The following is a 22,785-nucleotide window of genomic DNA, read 5'->3' as shown; positions in this document are numbered from 1 at the left end:
CTACTTACCGGTAACCCCCTATCGTCGAATATCCAACGGCCGCTTTCGGCGGCGTAGGAGCACCGAAGTGAACAACGCGAGAATCGTGCGATCCGTCGTAGTCGTGACGATCGGCTACGCCCTTGTGCTGGCGATCTGGATCGGTTGGTTGAGGGACCGCACCCCACCGGGAACGCTTCCGTATCAGTTGGCAGCCCTGGTCGCCGGATTCGGCGCAGCTCTCGGACTGGCCATGCTGATCGCCGGACGCCCCACACGTGAGCAGAAGGAACTGATCGAACACGGCATGGAGGGGTGGGCGACGGTCGATGCCATCCGCCGGATCGACGACGACACCGCCGAGTTGGACCTCGAATTCACCGTGCCGGGCTCGGGCAGCTACTTCGGCAAGATCGTCTACGACATCCCACGTTCGGACAGCTCACGATTCGAGCCGGGCACCGTCATCGCCGTTCGCGTCGACCCTGCCCACCGCGAGCGGGTACTGCTTCTACCCCGAAGCCAGGGCCTCGACGAGTAGGACCTGCGCCGCCACATAGGTCGAGAGGATGACCGCTTCCGCGGCGCGCCGCCGACGGTCCTCGGTCAGAAAGAGCCGTCTGAACACGATCAGCGCGTCGGAGACGGTGAACAGAACACCGCCGATGATCAGCCTGCGATCGCCGCCGCGCGAGACCGAACGCGCAGACAGGGTCGACGTGGTCGCGAGCACCGCACCGTAGCCGGTCAGGGTCGACGCCACCGCGGGCTGCCGCCCGGCCAGGAGCGTCGATGCGACTGCCCATCCGGCGTATCGCGGAACGGCGTCGAGCAGCGTCGGACGCGCACCCCGACGGAGCAGCAGATACGTATAACTGCCCTGCATCACCGCGAACGCACGCGCGCCCCATTCCAGAGCGGAATCGTCGTCGGGGTCGATCAACAGAACATCGCCGACCGTGGCCGCCGCAAGACCCGCCAGGAGCACCCGATCTCGCGCTGGATCGAGCCCGCTCGCCAGTGCCGGGACGATCAGAGGCTTGGCCATGCGCTGCACGGGCATCGACCCCGCCGCCGCACCGACCACGGTCACCGCACCCGCCACCAGCGCGGCTGCACGAGCCCGCCGAATCCGACCGACAACCATCGCAGACCTCCACCGACAATCTCGTCACAGCGCAAGTCACATGTGACGCTGACCCCTATCGCTTGATACTCGCAGGTCGCGTCGCCATCGTGGAGAGGTCGGTCGGATCATATCGAGGTAGTGGGGACCATCATGCGCCGCAAACTCACCGGGCAGGACAGTTCGGGACGATCCGCCTTCGCCGGCAATCCCAACCCTTTGCTCCGCGACTGCGACGTTCGTCAGGCGCGCATCAAGCACTGGGTGACCGCACTGCTGATACTCATGGTTCCGGTGTCGCTGTGGATCGGTGCCACTGCCCACTCCGATCAACAACAGCGACTCGAAGACCAGAAGAATTCGATTCACCAGGTCACCGCGACCACGACGGCAGTCGCACAATCCGTGCCCGCCGTATCCACCGAGCTCGGCGCATCCGGCGCAGCCGCAACTGCCGTCGACTCACGCTGGGTCTACCGAGGCGTCGAGCACACCGGACGCGTCAGCGTCGACACCGGATCGCCTGCCGGGACCACCACGCAGATCTGGGTCGACAACAGCGGCGATCTGAGCATGCGCCCCCTGACCTCGTCTGATGTCGTCGCCGCATCCATTTTCAACACCATCGGCAGCTGGGTGCTCGTGGCATCCGTTCTCATCGGTGCCTATCAATTGATGCGCTTCCGCTACGACGGTCGACGGGACGCCGAGTGGGACCGCGAGATCGCCGATCTGCTGCGGCAACACTGATCCGAGCTCGTCCATCCCCCGGGCGAGATCGTATTTTGCGATAGATAGTTAGTGTATGTAACAATAAATCGGTGAGTCACTCCGACGAAGACATCCGAGATCTCCTCTCGCAGCTGGTCACCAGCTCGTCGCGCTTCGTCCGATTGGCCGCACGGTTCGGCAGCGACGAATGGCCGAGGGCGTGGATGCGGGCCCTGTCGTTGCTCGAGGAGTACCAGCCCCTGCGCATCAGCACCTTCGCAGAGCTGGACCGCTGTTCCCAACCCTCGGCAACGGCGCTGCTCGCCAAGTTGAGCAACGCCGATCTCGTCACCAGGCGACCCGACCCCGACGATTCGCGTGCCGTTCTCATCGAGATGACCGAGTCCGGCCACCGATGGCTCGCCGAAGGTCGACGCCACCTCGTCGACGGACTTCTCCCGTACCTGTCCGACCGCGACCCAGAACAGATCCAGAAACTGACCGACGGCTTGAGCGAGCTTCGCAGCATTCTCGAGCCCGTCGATCACGAAACGAGAGGAACTCTTTCGTGACCACCAGCACCTCGACCGACAGCCTGCTGAAGCAACCTCGCGCAGTATGGGCAGTCGCATTCGCCAGCGTCATCGCCTTCATGGGCATCGGTCTCGTGGACCCCATCCTGAAGCCCATCGGTGAACAGCTCGACGCCTCGCCATCCCAGGTGTCACTGCTGTTCACCAGCTACATGCTCGTCACCGGCATCGCGATGCTGATCACCGGAGTGGTGTCGAGTCGCTTCGGCCCCAAGCGCACGCTGCTGGTGGGACTGGCGATCATCGTCGTCTTCGCAGCCCTGGCAGGTACGTCCGGATCGGTCGGCGAGATCATCGGATTCCGCGCGGGCTGGGGGCTGGGCAACGCCCTGTTCATCGCGACGGCGCTGTCGACCATCGTCGGTGCCGCATCGGGAGGTGTCGCTCGCGCGATCATCCTCTACGAGGCCGCACTCGGTATCGGTATAGCGACCGGCCCTCTCGTCGGTGGAGTTCTCGGCGGGTTCAGCTGGCGCGGACCGTTCTTCGGGGTGGCCGCACTGATGGCCGTCGCGTTCATCCTGCTCATCGTCATGCTTCCGGACACCCCGAAGCCCGCCCGCACCACGTCGATACTCGATCCGTTCCGCGCGCTTCGTCACCGCGGCCTGCTCACTGTCGGCATCACCGCGCTGCTCTACAACTACGGATTCTTCACCCTCCTCGCCTACACCCCCTTCCCGTTGGACATGGGCACCTACTCCATCGGCTTCATCTTCTTCGGCTGGGGCCTGTGCCTGGCCGTGGCGTCGGTGTTCGTCGCGCCGAAGCTGCAGCGGGCCTTCGGAACGCTGAACATGATGATGCTCGCGCTGCTGCTGTTCGCCGTCGACCTGGCCGTCATGGCGATGTTCACCGAGAACAAGACCGTCCTCATCGTGGGAACCGTCGTGGCCGGGTTGTTCCTCGGCGTCAACAACACGCTGATCACCGAGACCGTGATGATCTCGGCACCGGTCGAGCGCTCGACGGCATCGGCGGCCTACAGTTTCGTTCGCTTCACCGGCGGGGCCGCGGCTCCCTACCTGGCCGGCAAACTGGGCGAGTCGAACACGCACGTCCCGTTCTGGGTGGGTGCCGCCTGTACTGCTCTCGCCATCGTCGTGTTGGCAACCGGCCGGAAGGTGCTCGCTCACGTCGACGATCACGAACCCGCACCTCACAGCATCGACGAGGCCCGCGCGGTGACGGTCGGCGACTGAAATACGTTCACCCGACGGGGTTTTCGCGGCGGTCGAGATGTACGCATCTCGACCGCCGTTTCACGTCTCGAATCTCTCTCGTCACATACGTCCCATCAGTAACACTTTCATAACCAATTCTCAGGTAAAGCTCTGAAGGGTTCCCGAGACCGGCCGGTTGGTTTACGGTCACGTCAACACGGTTGTTCGTGTGACTCACCAACTACACCCGTTCCGCGTGGGAGGGCGGGTGCGTGCAGCACGATGCTGCCACTGACCGAAGGGCCACAATCTCCATGTCGCAGAAGTCGATCGCCAGGTCCAAGAAGGCGCGCCTCGCCGCTGCCGGGGCCGCCATGGCACTGTCCCTCTCCATCGCCGCACCGGGAATCGCCAGTGCGCAGGATCAGACACCCGAAAGCTCCTCCGTCGAACAGCCCGCCACCGAAGAAGGCACCGAGTCCGGCGCTCCCACCGCGGAAGAGGGCGCAACCGTCGAGGGATCGGCCACCGTCGACGGGCAGATCGAAGCGCCTGCTCCGGCCGTCACCCCTGAAGACGCCGCAGCGGCCGCCGCAGCGGCAGTGCCGGCCCCCGAGGTCCCGTCGGCCATCCGCCCACTGCCGCAGGTGACCGGTGGCGTCGTCTTCAACGACGACGGCACCGCGACGGTCAACCTGGACATCATCCCGCAGCTGTCCGACGCCGAGAAGCAGGCGATCGCCGACGCCGAGGCCGAGAGCAAGGCAGCGGTGGAAGCCACCACTGCCGCCCAGGTGCGGCTCGAGACCGCCAAGGCCGCCGAGGCCACCGCGAGCACGGACGCCACCAAGGCAGAGGTCGCCGCCGCCGAGGCCGACGTCAAGGCCAAGACGGCCGCCGCGGAGGCCAAGGCCGCCGTGGTCGCCAGCACTGCCGCCAGTGCTGCGGTAACCGCAGTCAAGAACGACGCTGCCGAGCTGAAGACCACCGCCGACGAGGCCAACGCTGCAGCGGACCAGGCCGCAGCCGACGCGACCGCAGCCGAAGAGCTCGCCGTCCAGCTCGAGGCAGCAGCGGTATCGGGCGATCCCGAGGCCACCGCAGAAGCCGAGGCAGCTCGCGCCGATGCGAACGCCAAGGCCGAACTGGCAGCAAGCGCCAAGGTCGAGGCAGATGCGTCGACCAAGGCCGTCGAGGATTCCGTCGCGGCACTGCAGGAGTCGTTCAAGAGCCTCAACCTCGCCAAGATCGCTGCGGCCACCAGGGCCGCAGCCGCGACCGCAGCGAAGTCGCTGGCACTGCACGTCGAAGCGCAGACGGCCGCTGCCGTGGCCGCGATGGCCGAGCAGAACGCTCTGAACCTCGAAGCTGCAGCCGAGGCCGCAGCAGGTGAGGAAACCGAATCCGAGAAGGCCGCAGCCGACGCCCGGACAGCTGCCGATGCTGCCAAGGCCGACGCCGAAGCCAAGGCCGACGCGGCCACCGCAGCTCAGGCTGCACTCGACGCCGCCCCGTCCGATGCAGACATCGCAGACCTCGAGCAGGCTGCAGCCGACGCCGCACAGGCAGTGACGGATGCCAACGCAGCCGTTGTGGCCGCCGACGCGGATCTGCAGCTCAAGACCGAGGCAGCCGCAGCAGCCAAGACCAAGGCCACCGACGCCGCGACGGCGCTGACGGCCGCACAGGCAGACGTGACCGCAGCCAAGGCCAACTCCGACGAGAAGGCCAAGGCCGAAGCCGATCTGAAGGCCGCAGCCGCCGAATTGGCTGCCAGCGGACCGAAGTTCGAGTGGACGATCAATCTCGGAAACACCGTCCGCGAGGACGTTCCGGTCACCGAGGTCGACGAGAACACCGTCGTCGTCGACAAGACCGGAGTCTCCCTGGTCGGCGTCAAGAACGAGGACGGATCGTTCACGGTCGCGGACTACTTCACCACCGACGAGAACGGTGTCGTCAGTGTTGCCGGCGATCTGCCGCCGGTCGATCTCGCTCTCGGCGACTCCTCCGACGAGGCGTCGGGCGCATCGGACAGCTCGTCGAACACCCCGGTGATTCTCGCCGGAGTCGGCGTGGTCGTCGTCGCGGCTGCAGGCGGAGCGTTCTACCTGCGTCGCCGCAGCTCCACCGATGCCACCTCGTAGTACCCGCTGGTTGTGGACGGCGACCCTGACCTTCGTTCTCCTCGTATCAGGTTGTGCGAGTGACGAAGTCGGGGTCGCCGCGCCGGATCGCTCGCCGGTGCAGTCACAGATCACTGTGACGGCACCGACGAGCGACGTCGCTCCCGCTCAGCCGGAACACATCGAACTCCGGTCGTCGGACGGCACGACCTATCTGAGCAGCCCCATCCATCCCGATCCGCTCTACCGCGGCGGCGACAGTGGCCAGGTACTCAACCCCGTCGACGAGCTACCTGCCTGGTGGGCCGAGAGCGGCATGCCGGGAACCTCCACCGAACAGACGGTAGTGGTTGCCGGACACAACTATTCGAAGCGTGATGCGCCGTTCAAGGCGCTGCGCGTGGTGATGCCCGGCGACACCGTCGCGCTGCGCACCGCGAGCGGCATTCTGGAATATGCGGTCGAATCGGTCGGACCCCTACCGAAGGGGTCACTGTTGGCCGACAACGAACTCCGACGCTCGGTGCCCGGACGATTGATCCTGGCGAACTGCGACGTCCAGGGCGGCGAACCCACCGACGACAACTTCGTCGTCGTCGCGCAACTGGTTCGCTGACAAGCCCTTTCGGGACCGGGATTACAGGCCGAGGTCCGCCAAGCCGAGCAAGGATCGATACTCGAGTCCCTCGGCGGCGATGACCTCGTCCGCCCCGGTCGCGCGGTCGACCACCGTGGCCACTCCGACGACCGTCGCGCCCGCGTCCCGCAGAGCCTTGACGGCAGTGAGCGGAGAATTTCCGGTCGTCGTCGTATCCTCAACCACCAGAACACGTTTGCCGACGATGTCCGGTCCTTCGATCTGACGCTGCATGCCGTGCGCCTTCGCTGCCTTGCGCACCACGAATGCATCGATCGGCCGTCCCTGGGCGTGCATGATCGACATCGCCACCGGATCTGCGCCCATCGTCAAGCCGCCGACCGAGACGAAATCCCAATCGGCAACCAGATCACGCATCAGCGAACCGATCAACGCACCTGCCCGGTGATGCAGGGTCGCGCGACGCAGATCCACGTAGTAGTCGGCTTCCTTGCCCGACGACAACGTGACCTTCCCATGCACGACGGCAAGCTCTTTCACCAAATCGGCCAGTTCCTGCCGGTCCGAATTCGCGGCACTCTCGGCCATGTTCGGATTCCTCTCGTCGCACCACGGATCTTCGATAGGTCGGTACGAACTTACCCACCGACTCGCGCGACCGCTCCCGGCGGCTCCGATGCTCGATCTCGGGTCGTTGCTGCCACTAGGCAGCGATCTCGGCCGACTGCTGCTCGTCGAGCAGTTCCTTGGTCTCCACGAACGGTTCCGGTGCGGTCATCGAGCGAGACCTGGCGACGAGCGAGGACGGGAACGTGCCGATCGCCTGCGACAACCGGTACGCGTTGTCGTTGTACACGCGAACCGCGCCTGCGATACGACGCTCGGTGACGTTCAGTTCTCCGGCCGGACCCTGGAAAGCCCAATTGCCCAACGCATTCTGACGCGCATCGGCGTCGGCGAGCACAGCATGGAACGCGGCGGACAACGCATTCTCGGCAGCGGCCTGCGCCTGCAGACCCAGGCTGCGATCGCGCACTGCCTTGGACCACGACCGTGCACCGCCGAGCTGACACAACAGATCACCGGACAGCCCGGTGGCCTCCGCGGCCGCGAGGAACGGGCCCAACTGCTCGTGACGCCGATCCAGTTCGACCTCGACCAGTCGCAGACTCTGCTCCGTCTGCTCGCTGTACCGACCGAGTCGACGCAGCGCGATCAGCACGTAACCGACCACGACAACCGCGACCAGGACCACCACTGCCACGACAACACCCGAAGAAACCGTCACGAGGTACGAATTTAGCCGCGTAAGCGCACCTGCGCCTGTAAACACGCCCGAACTTTCGTCAGGGCTGGTTGCGTCGGCGCTCCGAGTCGAAAGGGATCGGACGCGACGCAGGCGGACGCGGCACCGGACGCGACGGATTCGCCGAACGCGCAGCCTGCGGACCGGCCGCATCGGGCCGCGGCGGACGCGGCCTACGTCCGGGTTCCTGCGGACGTGGCTCGGAAGTACGAGGATCTCGGGTGCGGGGCTCCGGGGTACGAGGCTCCTGGGTACGGGGCTCGGCTACCCGAGGCGGCCGGATCCGAGGCTCGGGAATCTTGGGCGCGGGCGTTCTCGGCTCGGCAACACGTGATTCCGGGCTTCGCACCGCCTGGATACGGGGTTCCGCCACCCGAGGCTGTGGGTCGTGCGTCACGTCCGCTTGCTGATTATGTGGCTCATGGACCAGTGGCCTACCCGGATCGCTTCGATCGCGGCCGGGATCGCCGGGGCGAGCGCCGTAGACGGCACTTCCGCGAACCGGGGGCAGCACGTGCAACATGCCCGACAGTCGTGCGACCGCGTCGATCGCGGCATCCCAATCGCGACCCGAACTGTTCAGCGGCAGGGACCCCAGCGTCCAGTCCTTCTCGCTCCACAGCAACTGCAGATTCGCCGGAATGGACTCGGTGAACGCGGCCATCCGCTGGTCACAGACACGGCGAGCGATATCGACGTCGGTGGCGAACACCACGCGCGGCCCGATGGAACCGAGCAGCTCCATGTCCTCGTCGCGCGGCGGCGGCGTCGAGCGGGGCCGGAGGTCGATGTCGACATCGGAACCGACCGAACGCTGCACGGCCACGATGGTGCCCGTCTCCTCGACGTCGAAGAGAACGAACTCCTCACCGCGCCGAACACCGGTCACCACTCCGAGAGCCACGTCGAACTCGGGCTTGGACAGAGCAGCGCGAGAAAACCGAGTGACCAGTTCTCGATCGTGCGGTCGATACTCGTACCCCTGCGCCTTGGCCCACATCTGCCGGACACGTCCGGACCGATCTCGCTTGGACCTGTCGATGTAGAGCAGCGCCACTGCACCCATCAGTGCAATTGCCGCAAGGCCGAACCACATTGCCGTCATCGCGAACCACCTTAATCGACATCCACACCTTCACCGCCCACCACCGCCGGGTCCTGTGAACGGTCCCTACGACTGCTCGGGTTGCCTACGGGGTCATTCCGCAGGCTCCACTCCTAGCCACCGAGACTGGGCGTTTCGATGATGACGTTCGCGCGAATCGTTCCGTCCTCGACGGCCTCGCCCTGGACCACGACGAAAGCACCGACCGCCAGCGACGCCAGATCGCTACCGGACAACGAGATTATCTGGGTCTGGGGTGTGGTCTGCACCGTCACCGGAGCGCCGTCGAGTCCGTCGAGCGTCAGAGTCGAACCGTCGTTGGCGCTGATCGTTCCCACCGACGACCCCAGCTGACCGAGAATCTCGGGAATTCCTCCCGGGATCAGCTCGGGCGTGGTGGCGGTGCCCGATTCGGTGGGCTGCGGCGTGGTCGTGGGTGCACTCGAGGTGGGCGGTCGGATCGACGTCGACGGCGCAGAAGCGGTGGTCGACTCGTCTGATCCCCCGCTCAGGAAGGAAATCCCGAACACCACGACGATGGCGAGTACGACGAGTCCGATCAGCGCCAGAACCCACGGTCGTGGCCCCTTGCTGCCGGAATCGGCGGCGTTCGGATCATCGCCGGGAGGCGGAGCGCCGTACTCCGGCGGCTGCCCGAACTGCTGGGTGTGGCCGAATTGCTGAGTGTTGCCGTACTGCTGTGGCTGCCCGTACTGCGCAGTCCCATACCCCTGGCCGTACTGCTGGGTCTGGCCGTAGGCCTGATTCGCCGCCGCCTGCTGCTCGGGGTCGTACGGCGGAAATGCCTGCGTGGGCTGATAACCCGGCGGATAGGCCTGGGGATCGGGGTTCTGCTGGGCCGGATTCTGCTGAGTCGGATACTGATAGGCCGGATCCTGATAGCCCGGGTTCTGGTACGCCGGGTTCTGGTACGCCGGGTTCTGGTACGCCTGGGTCGGATATGCCTCGGTGGGGTGAGCGCCATCGGGATACTGCTGGGCTCCGGGGTACGGCCGACCGTAGTCCTGGGTCGGCTCGGATGGCTCCGCCTGGGGTGCTGCGTCCTGATCGCGCTCCCGAGGTGACCGTGGGTGGTCCGGATTCGTCATTCCACGAGCGTACCTATCCGGCACTTCCCGGTTGAAGGCACAAAACAGGCCCACCCGAGCAGTGCTCGGGTGGGCCTGTTGCGGAGAAGGGCCGCCGCTAGCCCAGGATCAGGCGTTCGCCGTCCGGGCTCGAGTTGACCGACACCACGTCGCCGTCGTGGACGTCGCCGGCGAGCAGGAGCTTCGCCAGTTGATCGCCGATCGCCTGCTGGATCAGCCTGCGGAGCGGACGCGCGCCGTACAGCGGGTCGTAGCCGCGGGCCGCGAGCCACAACTTGGCCGGCGAGGACACCTCCAACGTCAGGCGACGAGCCGCCAGACGCTTGGCGAGGAAGCCGAGCTGAATGTCGACGATCGACTCGAGCTGGTCCTCGGACAAGGCGTCGAACACCACGACGTCGTCGAGGCGGTTGACGAACTCGGGCTTGAACGAGCGCCGCACCGCGTCCATCACCTGCTCCTTGGTGCCGCCGGCACCGAGGTTGGAGGTGAGGATCAGGATCGTGTTGCGGAAGTCGACGGTCCGGCCCTGGCCGTCGGTGAGTCGGCCTTCGTCCAACACTGCGAGCAGGATGTCGAACACGTCGGGGTGCGCCTTCTCGACCTCGTCGAAGAGCACCACCGTGTACGGACGCCTGCGCACGGCTTCGGTCAGCTGGCCGCCGGCCTCGTAGCCGACGTAGCCGGGAGGCGCGCCGACCAACCGAGCGACGGCGTGCTTCTCGCTGTACTCGCTCATGTCGATGCGGACCATCGCGCGTTCGTCGTCGAACAGGAACTCCGCCAACGCTTTCGCCAACTCGGTCTTGCCGACGCCGGTGGGTCCGAGGAACAGGAACGATCCCGTCGGACGATTGGGATCGGCCACTCCGGCGCGGGAGCGTCGGACGGCGTCGGACACCGCTTGTACTGCGTCCTTCTGTCCGACGACTCGCTTGCCGAGCTCGTCTTCCATCCGGAGTAGCTTCGCGGTCTCGCCTTCGAGCATCCGGCCGGCCGGAATCCCGGTCCAGGCTGCAACGACGTCGGCGACGTCGTCCGGGCCCACTTCCTCCTTGAGCATCACGTCACCTTGGGCGGGAGAGTCCTCGGTCTTGGCTGCAAGCTCCTTCTCGAGGGTCGGGATGCGTCCGTAGCGCAGCTCGGCGGCCTTGCCCAGATCGCCGTCGCGCTCGGCGCGATCGGATTCGCCGCGCAGGTTCTCGAGCTCCTCCTTCAGTGCCCGTACCGAGTCGATGGCGTTCTTCTCGTTCTGCCAGCGGGTGCTGAGCCCGGCCAACTTCTCCTGCAGGTCGGCGAGTTCCTGGCGGAGCTTGTCGAGTCGAGCCTTCGACGCGTCGTCGGTCTCCTTCGCCAGGGCCATCTCCTCGATTTCGAGGCGACGGACGGCGCGTTCGACCTCGTCGATCTCGACGGGGCGTGAATCGATCTCCATGCGCAGACGGGACGCGGCCTCGTCGACGAGGTCGATCGCCTTGTCCGGCAGGAACCTGGCCGTGATGTACCGGTCGCTCAGGGTTGCGGCGGCGACCAGGGCGGAGTCCGTGATCCGGACGCCGTGGTGCACCTCGTAGCGTTCCTTGAGTCCGCGCAAAATGCCGACGGTGTCCTCGACCGACGGCTCACCGACGTAGACCTGCTGGAAGCGTCGTTCGAGAGCGGCGTCCTTCTCGATGTACTTGCGGTACTCCTCGAGGGTCGTCGCACCGACGAGACGTAGTTCGCCGCGGGCGAGCATCGGCTTGATCATGTTGCCCGCATCCATCGCCGATTCACCGCTCGCGCCGGCTCCGACGATGGTGTGCAACTCGTCGATGAACGTGATGACCTGGCCCGCGGAGTTCTTGATGTCGTCGAGCACGGCCTTGAGCCGTTCCTCGAACTCACCGCGGAACTTCGCGCCGGCGACCATCGAACCGAGATCGAGAGAGACGACGGTCTTGCCGCGCAGGCTTTCGGGTACGTCGCCTGCGATGACGCGCTGGGCCAGTCCTTCGACGATGGCCGTCTTGCCGACGCCGGGTTCGCCGATGAGCACCGGGTTGTTCTTGGTGCGTCGGGAGAGAACCTGCACGACTCGCCGGATCTCGGTGTCGCGCCCGATGACCGGATCGAGCTTGCCCTCCCTGGCGAGCGCGGTCAGGTCGGTGCTGTACTTCTCCAGCGCCTGGTAGGTGTTCTCCGGATCTGCGCTGGTGACCCGAGCGCTGCCCCGAACGGCCTGGAAGGCGTCGCGCAGCTCGTTGGGTCCGGCTCCGTGGCCGGTCAGCAGCTTGGCGACGTCGTCGTTTCCGGTCGCCAAGCCGACCATCAGATGCTCGGTGGAGACGTACTCGTCGTCGAGTTCGGTGGCCAGGTGCTGCGCTGCGGTGATCGCGGCGAGGGTTTCACGGCCGAGTTGCGGAGTGGTGGTCGAACCGGTTGCCGAGGGCAGCCGGTCGACGAGGCTCTGCGCTTCTCGACGCACCGTTGCGGGGTCGACGCCGACGGCCTTCAACAAGGGTGTGGCGATGCCGTCGGTCTGATCGAGCAACGCCACCAACAAATGTGCCGGACGGATATCCGGGTTACCGGCCGCGGATGCGGCCTGCAGAGCAGCGGAGAGTGCTGCCTGCGACTTCGTGGTGGGAGTGAAACTGTCCACCGGTCACCTTCTTTCGACTGGGTTCTGCAAAGACTGTCGCTCGGTACAACCATAGCGAAGTTGAGTCTGTTCCGCTCAACCTTGGATTTCTCCACATTCCGCGACGTGCGCGATATCCTCGACCGGTCTACTTTGGTGACGGTCGACAGCAGTGATTCGGTGGGGTGGAGGTGGATCGATGCTCGACGCACGCACGATCTCCCTGGTCCGCACCGGATTCAAATCCGTCGTGGCCGCTCAGGACGGTCCGGCGCGGCTGTCCCGGTCCTTCTACGGCCACCTCTTCGCCCAGCACCCCGACTTCCGGGCTCTGTTTCCCGCCTCGATGGATGCCCTGCGTGAACACTTCGTCATGGCACTCGGCTACGTCTTCGAGCATCTCGACGATCCCGACCGCGTCGAACCGTTCCTCGAGCAACTCGGCCGGGACCACCGCAAGCACGGAATCTCCGGTGCACACTTCCGTGCGGGCAGTTCGGCTCTGATCAGCGCGTTCCGCACCTTCGCCGGCAACGAGGTATGGACCGACGAGGTCGAGACGGCCTGGAACGATGCCCTGACCGTGGTGAGCGATGCGATGGCCATCGCCGCCGACGACGACGAACTGCCGCCTTTCTGGAGTGCCACCGTCGTCGAACATCAGCGGGTGCTCGACGACCTCGCGGTGGTCCGGTTGAAGACGGACGGCGAGATCCCGTACTTCCCCGGGCAGTACGTCAGTGTGCAGATTCCGCAGCGGCCCAAACTGTGGCGGTATCTGTCCCCGGCCATTCCCAGCAATCCATACGGCGAGATCGAGTTCCATGTTCGACGCGTATCCGGGGGCTGGGTGTCACCGGCGATGGTCACCGAGACCGCGGTGGGTGATCGCTGGTCGATCAGTCCGCCGCTGGGCGGGATGCATGTCGATCGCGCGATCGGCGAGGACGTGTTGATGATCGCGGGAGGCACCGGTCTGGCTCCGCTGCGTGCACAGGTCATGGAGATGGCGCAGCGCAGCAACAATCCGCGGGTGCATCTGTTCGTCAGCGGAACGTATCCGTGCGATCTCTACGATCTGGACACGTTGTGGCAGCTGTCGCTGTCGAATCCATGGTTGACGATCGTTCCGGTGACCGAGCAGCTCGAGAATCCGTGGTGGTATTCGGGCACACCTCGCGAGCTGCCGTGGGGAATGCACCACCGTCTGCACGGTGCGGTGGGCAAGGTGGTGACCCAGTTCGGCTCGTGGGCCGATCGGCAGATTCAGATCTGCGGGTCTCCGTCGATGGTGCGAACGACGATCTACGCCCTCCGCAAAGTGGGCACGCCGATGGAGCACATTCAGCACGATCCGTTCTGAATCAGTCTGCGCTGCAGGGCAATCAGCTGGACAGCGATTTCGGCGGCAGATCCTCGACGATTCCGCCGGCCACCAGTCGCGGAGTCCACGTCTCGGTGATGAGCCGGCCGTCTCCGGTGATGATCGCGTCGGGGTCGGGATCGATCAGGATGGGATAGCCGGTGTCCGCGGTGGCGAGAATGTTCTGCACCAGGAGGCCGTTCTCGATGGTGTAGTGCACCGACACCGGATACAGGTCGGAGTCGAATGCCCATGGGCGGCCGATGAATATCACTGCATCGCCGAGATCGTCGAGTACCGACACCGAGCCGTCGCGCTCGAGCCGCAGGCTCCACTGAGGCGGCATGGACGTGGCGAATTCGAATCTGTGGGGCGCTCGGGCGTCGAGTAAGTGGATCATCAACAGCGCGCCGTCGCGGGGATCTCGTTGCGGAACAATGACTTCGAACGATCCACATTCGTAGAATCGGGACCCGAACGGCCCCGGGATGCCCGCGCCGAGATCGTCTGCGATGGTGAGTGCGAGCCGAACGAACCCGGAGCCGTCCTCGGCCCGGAGCGTGATTCCCTCGGAGGGGTGGGGCAGGCGCGATTCGTCCCGCGGCGCGTAGGACAGCACGGCGCGCAGCAGCGGCTCGACCACCTCCGCGTCACCGTCTCGTGAATCGAACGTTCGCCGTCGACGATCGGTCATCTCCACCCCCTTCGCCTGGCAAGACAGTCTGCCACCGGGGCTCGAATCGCGCGTCCGATTCTGCGGAAAACCATTCGTTCGTTCCCGCTCTCGGGGCACCCCACTGCCGGGCCTCGCCCCGCTACGTCCACCGACGCATGAAACCGATCAGTACGATTTTCTGACGAATTTCTGCAGGTCAGCCATGGTTCGCGGGATTCGCGGCAGCGGCTACTATGAGCCGGTTCGGTCCGCGGCGGACCGATCTGCCCGGGTGGGCAGCGGCTGTATCAGGAAGGCACACACATCCCCGATGTCCGCTGATTTCGCCGCGCGTCTGAACCATCTGTTCGCCACGATCCACCCGCCCGGACGCAAGCCACACACCAATGCCGAGGTCGCCGACGCTCTCGCCTCGCGCGGACACCAGATCTCCAAGCCCTACATCTCGCAATTGCGCTCGGGACAGCGCGCCAATCCGTCCGCGGACACCGTCGCGGCGCTGGCCGCGTTCTTCAAGGTCAAGCCCGACTACTTCTTCGACAACATCTATGCGACGAAGGTCGACCACGATCTCGAACTGCTCACCCAACTGAAGGGCTACGGTCTGCGCCGCCTGTCCGCTCGGGCCTTCGACCTGTCCGAGGAATCGCAGAATCTGCTGAGCTCGATGGCCGAGAAACTCCGCGTGAGCGAAGGCCTACCCGCGGTGCCGCCGGACAGCACCCGTTAGGACCCGCTAGGACCCGGCCTTCGCCGCTGATATGGGTCGTTCCGCAGGCTCCACTCCCGCCGCGGCAATCCTCGCCTGCACTTCCGGACGCCGCAGCGGCGGCACCGTCGGCGGTGGCTGACGCCGCTCGGGAAGCGCATCGAGGAGCCGGTGCGTCGTTGCCGTCACCTCGGCGACGGCCAGCTCGAAGGCATCGCGGGTGGCGTCGGACGTCTTCTGTACGCCGCTGATCTTGCGGACGTACTGACGCGCGGCTGCTTCGATCTCGGCGTCGGTGGCGTGCGGTTCCAACCCTCGCAAGGTGGTGATGTTTCGGCACATATCTCGACGATAGCCCCGCATCTCACACCTCGAGAAGACCCGACAACGCCCGTAGACACAACGCGCGTACCTGCTCGCGGTCGAGGGTTCTGCGCTCCACCCAGTCCAGACACACAGCTCGCACGAAGGCGATCCAGCCTCGCAGCGCGGTGCGTACCGTTTCGTCGTCCTGCAACGTCGTCGGCAGCGCGGCAAGGATCCGCTGCTGCTGGACGTCGAACTCGCGCGTGAGGATCTCGTTGATCAGAGGATCCCCCAGCAACGTGCCGCGATTGACCGCGCGGACGCCGTGCGCATGTTCGTCGGTGTACGAGATGTACGCATCGAGGCCTGCGGCGATCTGCTCGAATACCGGCAACGAGGTGTCCGGCGCGGTCAGACCGAGGTTGCGCTCCGATTCGGCGCGGACGATCTCGACGAAGAACTCCCGCTTGGACGGGAAGTAGTGATACATCAATCCGCGTGACACGCCGGCGAGGTCTGCGACCTCCTCGATCCAGACGTCCTCGTACGGCCGCTCGGCGAACAGTGCCCAGCCGATCTCGATCAGCTGCGCACGCCGCAGTGCCGGCGTCATGCGCTTGCGCGGTGTGGTCATGGGCCTCGAACCTTACTTGACACCGGTTCAACAGTGAGTACGGTCACTATTTGACACGGTTCAACAAGGGCCGGTCCCGAGACGATGGAGTGGCGATGTCGACACAGTTCGCGGTACGAGGCGGCTCCCTGCCCCATCCCCCGCACCGACTCCCCGTGCTCGGTGACGTCGTCGGCGTCGATCCCCGCACCCCCGTCCAGGATTCGACCGCGATGGCCCGCACGCTCGGCCCGCTGTTCGAGCGGCACATCCTCGGCCGACGATTCGTCTTCGCCTCCGGTGCCGACGTGGTGGGTGAGCTGTGCGACGAGAAGCGCTTCGAGAAGTTCTTGCCCCCGGGCGTCGAGAATCTACGGGACATCGGGGCCGACGGGTTGTTCACCGCCTACAACCACGAACCGAATTGGCAACGCGCCCATGATCTTCTGCGCCCGGCGTTCACCGCAGGGGCCATGCGCGGGTACCACGAGATCATGGTCGACGTCGCCGACGATCTGATCGAGCATTGGGAGTCCCTCTCTCGCAACGCGTCACCGACCGATGTATCGGTGGACATGACGACGTTGACGCTCGAGACCATCGGCCGGACCGGATTCAGTTACAGCTTCGGCTCGTTCGCGCGTGCCGAGCCGCATCCGTTCGTCTCGGCCATGGTCGGTGCGCTGACGTACAACCAGCGGCGGGCGTTGCTGAAGGTTCCCGCGTTCGCCAAGCCTCTGTTCGCCCGCTCGGATCGCCGGTACGCGGACAACAAGCAGTACCTGGCAGACGTCCTCGCAGATGTCGTCAGGACCAGGCGCCGATCCACCGAAGACTTCAGCGACCTGCTCCAGATCATGATGGACGCCGCGCGTGACGCCGACAACCCGAATGCATTGAGCGAAGCCAACATCGGCTGCCAGATCCTGACATTCCTGATCGCCGGTCACGAGACCACCTCCGGTGCACTCTCTTTCGCGCTGTACTACCTGGCGACGCACCCCGAGGTCTTCGAGCGCGCCCGCGCCGAGGTCGACGAGGTCTGGGGTACCGGCAAGCCCGAGTTCGGCCAGGTTCCCAAGCTGCGATACGTCCGACGCGTCCTCGACGAATCACTGCGCCTGTGGCCCACGGTCCCGGCGTTCGGCCGCGGGGCACGTGCCGACACCGTCGTCGGCGACGGCTACGCCATGGCGGCAGGCGACTGGGCGATCGTGCTCGCCACGGCGCTGCACCGCGATCCTGTGTGGGGTGACCGCCCGCACGAGTTCGATCCCGACAACTTCCTGCCCGATCGCATCAAGGCCCGGCCCGCTCACGTCTACAAGCCTTTCGGCACCGGTGAACGCGCCTGCATCGGACGGCAATTCGCCATCCACGAGGCCGTTCTGGTACTCGGAACAATTCTGCAGCGCTTCGACCTGCAGGCCGACCCGTCGTACCGACTGAAGGTCCAGGAGCGACTGACCATGATGCCCACAGGCTTTCGGGTACAACCGACAGTGCGGCAATAGTCAGTCGGGTAGCAGCGGAACCGAGATCCCCGGATCACGGCCGAGCAACACCCCACGAGTGAGCGACGTCGATCCGAACTTCTTGTGCACCCCGTCGAGCGCCCGGTCCAGGGCCGAGGCCTCCGGCGGTGTCCGCACCTGCGGCGGGTCGAACTGCAGCTCCAGTTGCTCCGCACCGCCCCTGTCGATGCTCGACACGGTGACCCCCACCAACGTGATGCCCTTCTCCGCGATCAGCGGCGCCGCGTCGTGCAGCAATTCGAGTGCGGCGTCGAGAATGTCGCGGGTGTCGGCGGTCGCTCGATCGAGCGTGTGAGACCTCGTCGCCCGGGTGAAATCGGCAAAGCGCAAGCGCAACATGACGGTTCGACCGGTTCGCTGCGCGGCGCGCATGCGGTGCGTGACGCGATCGACGAGCCCGATCAACGATGCCTCCACCTCGGCCGCGTCGTGCCTGCCGCGACCGAGTGCCCGCTGCGCACCGATGGAACTGCGCGACTTACCGGGCTGAACGCGTCGGGGATCCCGGCCCATGGCCAGCGCGTACAGGTGGGCACCCGCCCCCTTGCCGAGTACCGAGGCCAACGACCGCTCGCCGTAGGCCGCGATGTCGCCGACCGTTCTGATATCCAGAACGTGCAGCTTCTCGGCGGTCACTTTCCCTACGCCCCAGAGTCTTTCGATGTTCAGCGGGTGCAGGAATTCGAGTTCGCCGCCGGGCGGTACCAGCAGCAGACCGTCGGGCTTGGCGAAGGCGCTGGCAACCTTGGCCAGGAACTTGGTGGTGGCGATCCCGACGGTGATGGGCAGCCCCACCTGCTCGGCGACCTCCTGCCGCAGGCGCTGTCCGATCTCGGTGGCACTGCCCGCGATCTTCTGCAGCCCGCCGACGTCGAGGAATGCCTCGTCGATGGAGATGCCCTCCACCAGCGGGGTGGTGTCGTGGAAGACGTCGAACACGTCCTTGCTCGCCTGCGAGTAGGCATCCATACGCGGCGGCACCACGATGGCCTGCGGGCAGACCGCGCGTGCCTGCCCACCGCTCATCGCCGTGCGCACCCCGAAGGCCTTGGCCTCGTAGCTGGCGGCCAGCACCACTCCCCCGCCGACGATCACCGGCTTACCGCGCAGCCGCGGATCGTCACGCTGCTCCACCGAGGCATAGAAGGAGTCCAGGTCGGCGTGCATGATGCTCGCCACGGGTCTACCGGTGGACTCCACCGTTCCATGCTCGCACAGGCCACCGACACCCTCGGCCCGCTCACTCGCAGACGTGGTCCTCCGCGGCCTGCACTATCGGCTCGGCCCAGGGTTCGCCGGTCCCCTTCTCGTAGGTAGCACCGAGCGAATCGGTCACCTCGGCGACGGCCTCCTCCTCCGACAGTCCTTGCTGAGCGCGGGTTTCACAGAAACCCGGAACGTAGATGCCCAATGCGAACACCTCGTTGACTGTCGTGCCGATGCCCTGCCCGTACAGGTCGTCGAACAGTTCGCTCATTCCCGGAGTCTCGAGAAATCCGTCCCTGGCCTCCTGCACGTCACGCGAGATGCCGGTACCGGTCTCGGTCGACGTCATCTCGTAACTGCAGCCTGCGCTCAGTGCCATCAGGCAGAGTGCAGCGCCCATCGATATCCGACCCGCTCCCCGCTTCACAGAATCACCCCAGCAACCACGTAGGTCAGCGCGGCGACGGCAGCGGCCGCGGGCAGCGTCGTCACCCACGCTGCGAACATGTTTCCCGCCGTCCCCCAGCGCACGGCCGTCGTACGCTTGGTTGCCCCGACGCCCATGATCGCCGACGAGATGACGTGGGTGGTCGACACCGGCGCTCCCAGTCCGATCGATGCCACGTACAGCACGGACGACGCCGTCGCCTCCGCGGCGAACCCCTGGGGTGGGTCGAGTTCGATGATCTTGCGGCCGAGGGTGCGCATGATCCGCATCCCACCGGTCGCCGTTCCGACCGCCAGCACCGTCGCGGTGAGGAAGTAGCACCACAGAGGAATCGTGTAGTCGGCCTGATTGCCCGATACGACCAACGCCAGCACCACGATGCCCATCGTCTTCGCTGCATCCTGCATTCCGTGTCCGAAAGCCATGGCCGCTGCCGAGCACGTCTGTGCCCGGCGGAATCCGCGGCTGGTGGCACTGGGAGACGATCGTCGGAACATCCACAGAATGGCCACCATCGCGGCGCTTCCGAGCACGAAACCGACTGCAGGAGAAACGATCATCGGGAGGATCACCTTGGTCGCGACGCCTCCCCACAGCACCGTCATTCCGCCGGCCAGTGCAGCTCCCACCATGCCGCCGACCAATGCGTGCGAGGACGAGGACGGCAACCCGTACCACCAGGTGATCAGATTCCAGACGATGGCACCGACCAGGGCGCACCCGACCACGAGCAACGCGTCGGATCCGACGTCGAGGGCAATGATTCCCTCCCCCACCGTCGACGCGACCTTCGCACCGAAGAAGGAACCGAGCAGATTCCCCACCGCGGCCATGACGAGCGCCGTCCGCAGGGTGAGTGCGCGAGTGGACACCGACGTCGCGATGGCATTGGCCGAATCGTGAAAGCCGTTGGTGAAGGTGAACGCCATCGCAAGGGTGATGACCAGAACCAGTGCTACCACCGCGCACTCACGTCTCTTTCAGCACGATGGATTCGATGACGTGCGCGACCTTCTCGAAAGCGTCTGCGGCATCTTCGAGTTCGTCGCCCACTCCCTTGAGCTTCATCACGGTCAATGCGTCGAATCGGCCGTCGAACAGATCCGCCAGAAAAGTCCGATAGGCATGATCGGCCCGGTTCTCGAGCTCGTTGATCTCGATCCAGTAGCGCTCGAGATCCTTCATCGACGCCAGCCTCGGCATTGCATCCGCGGTGACCTTGGCCGACCGGTCGAGGATGTCGATCATGTCGTGCATGTGCGGGGTCAGTTCGTCGATTCGGTACAGCGAGAGCAGATGTGTCGCCGCTTCCATGTGGTCCATCACGTCGTCGAGGCTCGAGCCGAGGACGTAGATGTCGGTGCGATCGAACGGGGTGATGAAGCTCGAGTTCAAGGTGCGGAACAGATCGTGGGTGACGCTGTCGGCTTCGTGCTCGAGATCGACCATTCGACGCGCCACCGCATCGATTTCCGGTGCGGATTCGAGCAGTTCGGTCAACGTCTTCGCTCCGGTGGCCAACAGCTGGGCCGAGGAGTTGAACAGGTCGTAGAACAGAACGGACTTGGGTTTGAAGCGTGCGAACATCTTTCGTCTCCTGAATGGTGCGGCTACCGGCGAGCGCCGGCGTAGGGCTCGAGCAGATCCGACGGCACGCGGTGGTCGGCATCGGCGGGCAGGACCAGTTCGGGCGCACCGGCGCGTGATCGAGGTGCCATCTCGAACGCCTCGATCGACTGGCAGTACTTCGAGACTCGGATGACGGACATGTTCATCCGTGCCGTCATGTCGGTCACCCAGTACGGCACTCGCTCGTTGGCCTTGATCTCCAGGATCGCGAGCTTGGGCGGGATGATGAAGCGGTTCTGGGCACCGGAATCGAATCGGAAGTCGCGATCCCGGCCGTGCACCTTGTGATCGATCGTCACCCGTAGACCGAGGTCGGCCTCACGACCGATGTACGCCTCGCGCAGATAACCGGTGGTGACCATCGGACGCAGATCCAGATTGGCGATCAACGTGCTGACCTCGTTGACGAACGGGCGTTGACTGGGATCGCACTCGATCTCCTCGCGGCCGTTGAGCCACCGCTGAGAAACGTCGTAGGGCAACGAGATTCGGCGCTTCTGGGTGACCCTGTTGACGCGCTGCTTGATCTCGATCTGCACCGGCGTGTCGTCGGTGCACTCGGATGGAGCCCCGTACAGCCGTACCCGCACCTTGCGCCTGAACTTCAGGCCCTCGATCTTCTCCCAGTAGAACCGCAGATCGGTGGTGTCGTAGTACAGCGAGGTGACCGGGTAGCCACCCTTTGGCGAGAACGGGTCGGTGTCCATCCGTGCCGTCAGTTCTTCACGGACCTGAGCGACGTCGGCCTCGGCAACGAAGTACTTGATCTCGTACCGATTGAACGAGTGCAGCTTGCTGGCGGTCTGCTGGTAACCGGTGGGCTCGGTGTTCAGGTCCTCCGGCGACGCACCCTGCTTCTCCAAAGCGGCCTTGGGTCGAAATTTGTCGAACAGATACATGGATCGAACCTTCCTTCGGTGGGTGTGCACGGTCGGGCGACGCCGCGTTCAGTTCGGCTCCGCGAACACGATCGGGGGTAACTCGGCGGCCCCGTCCGCCTCGGAGGCGATCAGCAGTTCACCCGCGTCGGTGTAGGCGACGGCCTCGCCCTGTGGTTGATCGGGGCCCTCGACAACACCGGCGGGAGCGCCCGAGAATGCCGCGGCCACATCACCGTCGGCGATTTCGAAGACGAACAGATCCTTCTTGGTTCGCAGTGCCCCCGCAGTGGCGTCGGCATCGACGGCCGCACCGGTGATGGGTCTGCTCGACCCGTCCGGCGCAGTCGCAGACACCGTTCCGGAACGGACCAGATCGATGGATGTCGTTGTGGTGTCGATGGTTTCGCCACTGCTGTAGATCGACGCGGCCGCACCGCCCGAGACCTTGGTGATCAAGACCGGTTGCCCGGTGGGCGTCAGAGCGAACGCCTCGACATCGTGTGCGCCGTCGGGGTAGCGCATCGTGATCGAGGTGCGCCGGTCGGTGGCCACGTCGACGCCGATCAACGTGACGCTGTCGCGGTCGTTGTCGTTGTCACCGGTGTCGGCGAGCCACACGATCCCCGCGCTGTCGACGGCGATGTCCTCTACGTCGACCGTCTCCACTCCGACGTCGACCCACCTGGTCACCTCGCATGCCCGGTCCAGCACCGCCAGCCGGTCGTCGCTGCCGCGGTCTCCGATGGCGTAGCCGGTATCGCCCCTCCACGCCAGGCCCGACAACTCGGACAGGCCCGAGTCGGTGGGGGTGCACCAGGTTTCGAACGGTGCTGTTGCGGTCGTGGGTTCGACTGCCGCGAGCTCGGTTGCCGAACACGACGCGAGGACCCCGCACCCCGCGAGAATCATGCCCACGCGTCGTCTCCGAGTGTTCACCCGACCGTCGCCTACCCGCCACGAGATCGAGCGTCGGCGGTCAC

The 22,785-nt window shown here is 65.5% G+C and carries 24 protein-coding genes; 9 read left to right on the top strand and 15 right to left on the bottom strand.

Going from position 1 to position 22,785, the window contains the following annotated elements; translation table 11 throughout:
- Positions 1-67: 67 nt before the first annotated feature.
- Complete coding sequence (locus R4P47_RS18930) at positions 68-520, top strand: hypothetical protein (protein WP_317785446.1); 453 nt, start codon at positions 68-70, stop codon at positions 518-520.
- Here R4P47_RS18930 and R4P47_RS18925 read toward each other — a convergent pair.
- Positions 491-1,126, bottom strand: a complete 636-nt coding sequence (locus R4P47_RS18925; RefSeq protein WP_317785445.1) for a lysoplasmalogenase family protein — start codon at positions 1,124-1,126, stop codon at positions 491-493. The two genes, R4P47_RS18930 and R4P47_RS18925, sit on opposite strands and share 30 nt — an antisense overlap.
- Before the next feature lie 132 nt (positions 1,127-1,258).
- Between R4P47_RS18925 and R4P47_RS18920 the strand changes: the two genes are divergently transcribed.
- The 5 genes from R4P47_RS18920 to R4P47_RS18900 all read left to right on the top strand — a co-directional run bounded on the left by R4P47_RS18920 (position 1,259) and on the right by R4P47_RS18900 (position 6,314).
- Positions 1,259-1,855, top strand: coding sequence for a hypothetical protein (locus R4P47_RS18920; protein WP_143545925.1), 597 nt, complete (start codon positions 1,259-1,261; stop codon positions 1,853-1,855).
- 71 nt (positions 1,856-1,926) lie between these two features.
- A complete protein-coding gene (locus R4P47_RS18915; protein ID WP_149406507.1) occupies positions 1,927-2,388 on the top strand; it encodes a MarR family winged helix-turn-helix transcriptional regulator in 462 nt (153 codons plus the stop codon).
- Positions 2,385-3,611, top strand: coding sequence for an MFS transporter (locus R4P47_RS18910; protein ID WP_317785444.1), 1,227 nt, complete (start codon positions 2,385-2,387; stop codon positions 3,609-3,611). The genes R4P47_RS18915 and R4P47_RS18910 overlap by 4 nt, the downstream gene beginning before the upstream one ends.
- Before the next feature lie 275 nt (positions 3,612-3,886).
- Positions 3,887-5,719: a hypothetical protein gene (locus tag R4P47_RS18905; RefSeq protein ID WP_317785443.1), complete on the top strand. Its 1,833-nt coding sequence runs from the start codon at positions 3,887-3,889 to the stop codon at positions 5,717-5,719.
- A 115-nt stretch (positions 5,720-5,834) separates the two neighbouring features.
- Positions 5,835-6,314 (top strand): class F sortase, encoded by a 480-nt coding sequence (locus tag R4P47_RS18900; protein WP_317785442.1) that lies wholly within the window; start codon positions 5,835-5,837, stop codon positions 6,312-6,314.
- A gap of 21 nt (positions 6,315-6,335) precedes the next feature.
- On the opposite strand, the gene pyrE is transcribed toward R4P47_RS18900, so the two are convergent.
- The 5 genes from pyrE to clpB all read right to left on the bottom strand — a co-directional run bounded on the left by pyrE (position 6,336) and on the right by clpB (position 12,460).
- Positions 6,336-6,884: an orotate phosphoribosyltransferase gene (gene pyrE, locus R4P47_RS18895; protein WP_094687780.1), complete on the bottom strand. Its 549-nt coding sequence runs from the start codon at positions 6,882-6,884 to the stop codon at positions 6,336-6,338.
- A 115-nt stretch (positions 6,885-6,999) separates the two neighbouring features.
- On the bottom strand, positions 7,000-7,584 hold the full coding sequence (locus R4P47_RS18890; RefSeq protein WP_317785441.1) for a LemA family protein: 585 nt from the start codon (positions 7,582-7,584) through the stop codon (positions 7,000-7,002).
- 58 nt (positions 7,585-7,642) lie between these two features.
- A complete protein-coding gene (locus R4P47_RS18885) occupies positions 7,643-8,707 on the bottom strand; it encodes a hypothetical protein (RefSeq protein WP_317785440.1) in 1,065 nt (354 codons plus the stop codon).
- A 113-nt stretch (positions 8,708-8,820) separates the two neighbouring features.
- Positions 8,821-9,816: a DUF5666 domain-containing protein gene (locus tag R4P47_RS18880; RefSeq protein ID WP_317785439.1), complete on the bottom strand. Its 996-nt coding sequence runs from the start codon at positions 9,814-9,816 to the stop codon at positions 8,821-8,823.
- Between the two features lie 97 nt (positions 9,817-9,913).
- Entirely contained in the window at positions 9,914-12,460 is a 2,547-nt protein-coding gene (gene clpB / locus R4P47_RS18875) for an ATP-dependent chaperone ClpB (RefSeq protein ID WP_283347694.1), read from the bottom strand.
- 178 nt (positions 12,461-12,638) lie between these two features.
- On the opposite strand from clpB, the gene R4P47_RS18870 reads away from it, so the two are divergent.
- Entirely contained in the window at positions 12,639-13,802 is a 1,164-nt protein-coding gene (locus tag R4P47_RS18870) for a globin domain-containing protein (protein ID WP_317785438.1), read from the top strand.
- Between the two features lie 22 nt (positions 13,803-13,824).
- Here the strand turns inward: R4P47_RS18870 and R4P47_RS18865 are convergent, their stop codons facing one another.
- The gene (locus tag R4P47_RS18865; RefSeq protein ID WP_141215322.1) at positions 13,825-14,496 is read right to left on the bottom strand and encodes a hypothetical protein; all 672 of its coding nucleotides are present in this window, start codon (positions 14,494-14,496) and stop codon (positions 13,825-13,827) included.
- A gap of 292 nt (positions 14,497-14,788) precedes the next feature.
- Here R4P47_RS18865 and R4P47_RS18860 point away from each other — a divergent pair, with 292 nt between their 5' ends.
- The gene (locus R4P47_RS18860) at positions 14,789-15,208 is read left to right on the top strand and encodes a helix-turn-helix domain-containing protein (protein WP_068053936.1); all 420 of its coding nucleotides are present in this window, start codon (positions 14,789-14,791) and stop codon (positions 15,206-15,208) included.
- Positions 15,209-15,214: 6 nt separating this feature from the next.
- Here R4P47_RS18860 and R4P47_RS18855 read toward each other — a convergent pair whose 3' ends face one another.
- Both R4P47_RS18855 and R4P47_RS18850 read right to left on the bottom strand, forming a co-directional pair.
- Positions 15,215-15,529, bottom strand: coding sequence for a DUF2277 domain-containing protein (locus R4P47_RS18855; protein ID WP_149406498.1), 315 nt, complete (start codon positions 15,527-15,529; stop codon positions 15,215-15,217).
- A gap of 22 nt (positions 15,530-15,551) precedes the next feature.
- Complete coding sequence (locus R4P47_RS18850; RefSeq protein WP_317785437.1) at positions 15,552-16,127, bottom strand: TetR/AcrR family transcriptional regulator; 576 nt, start codon at positions 16,125-16,127, stop codon at positions 15,552-15,554.
- A gap of 95 nt (positions 16,128-16,222) precedes the next feature.
- On the opposite strand from R4P47_RS18850, the gene R4P47_RS18845 reads away from it, so the two are divergent.
- The gene (locus tag R4P47_RS18845) at positions 16,223-17,620 is read left to right on the top strand and encodes a cytochrome P450 (protein WP_317785436.1); all 1,398 of its coding nucleotides are present in this window, start codon (positions 16,223-16,225) and stop codon (positions 17,618-17,620) included.
- Here R4P47_RS18845 and dinB read toward each other — a convergent pair whose 3' ends face one another.
- The 6 genes from dinB to R4P47_RS18815 all read right to left on the bottom strand — a co-directional run bounded on the left by dinB (position 17,621) and on the right by R4P47_RS18815 (position 22,720).
- On the bottom strand, positions 17,621-18,808 hold the full coding sequence (dinB, locus tag R4P47_RS18840) for a DNA polymerase IV (RefSeq protein WP_188078714.1): 1,188 nt from the start codon (positions 18,806-18,808) through the stop codon (positions 17,621-17,623).
- A gap of 73 nt (positions 18,809-18,881) precedes the next feature.
- On the bottom strand, positions 18,882-19,247 hold the full coding sequence (locus tag R4P47_RS18835) for a hypothetical protein (RefSeq protein WP_149406496.1): 366 nt from the start codon (positions 19,245-19,247) through the stop codon (positions 18,882-18,884).
- A gap of 23 nt (positions 19,248-19,270) precedes the next feature.
- Positions 19,271-20,257, bottom strand: a complete 987-nt coding sequence (locus R4P47_RS18830; RefSeq protein WP_317785435.1) for an inorganic phosphate transporter — start codon at positions 20,255-20,257, stop codon at positions 19,271-19,273.
- Between the two features lie 7 nt (positions 20,258-20,264).
- Entirely contained in the window at positions 20,265-20,882 is a 618-nt protein-coding gene (locus R4P47_RS18825; protein WP_094687770.1) for a DUF47 domain-containing protein, read from the bottom strand.
- Between the two features lie 23 nt (positions 20,883-20,905).
- Positions 20,906-21,823, bottom strand: a complete 918-nt coding sequence (locus R4P47_RS18820; RefSeq protein ID WP_269596732.1) for a polyphosphate polymerase domain-containing protein — start codon at positions 21,821-21,823, stop codon at positions 20,906-20,908.
- Positions 21,824-21,871: 48 nt separating this feature from the next.
- Complete coding sequence (locus tag R4P47_RS18815) at positions 21,872-22,720, bottom strand: hypothetical protein (protein ID WP_317785434.1); 849 nt, start codon at positions 22,718-22,720, stop codon at positions 21,872-21,874.
- Positions 22,721-22,785 lie beyond the last annotated feature (65 nt).

Source organism: Rhodococcus sp. IEGM 1370 (assembly GCF_033142325.1).
GTDB lineage: Bacteria > Actinomycetota > Actinomycetes > Mycobacteriales > Mycobacteriaceae > Rhodococcoides.
This window is presented reverse-complemented; position numbering and strand designations above follow the sequence as displayed.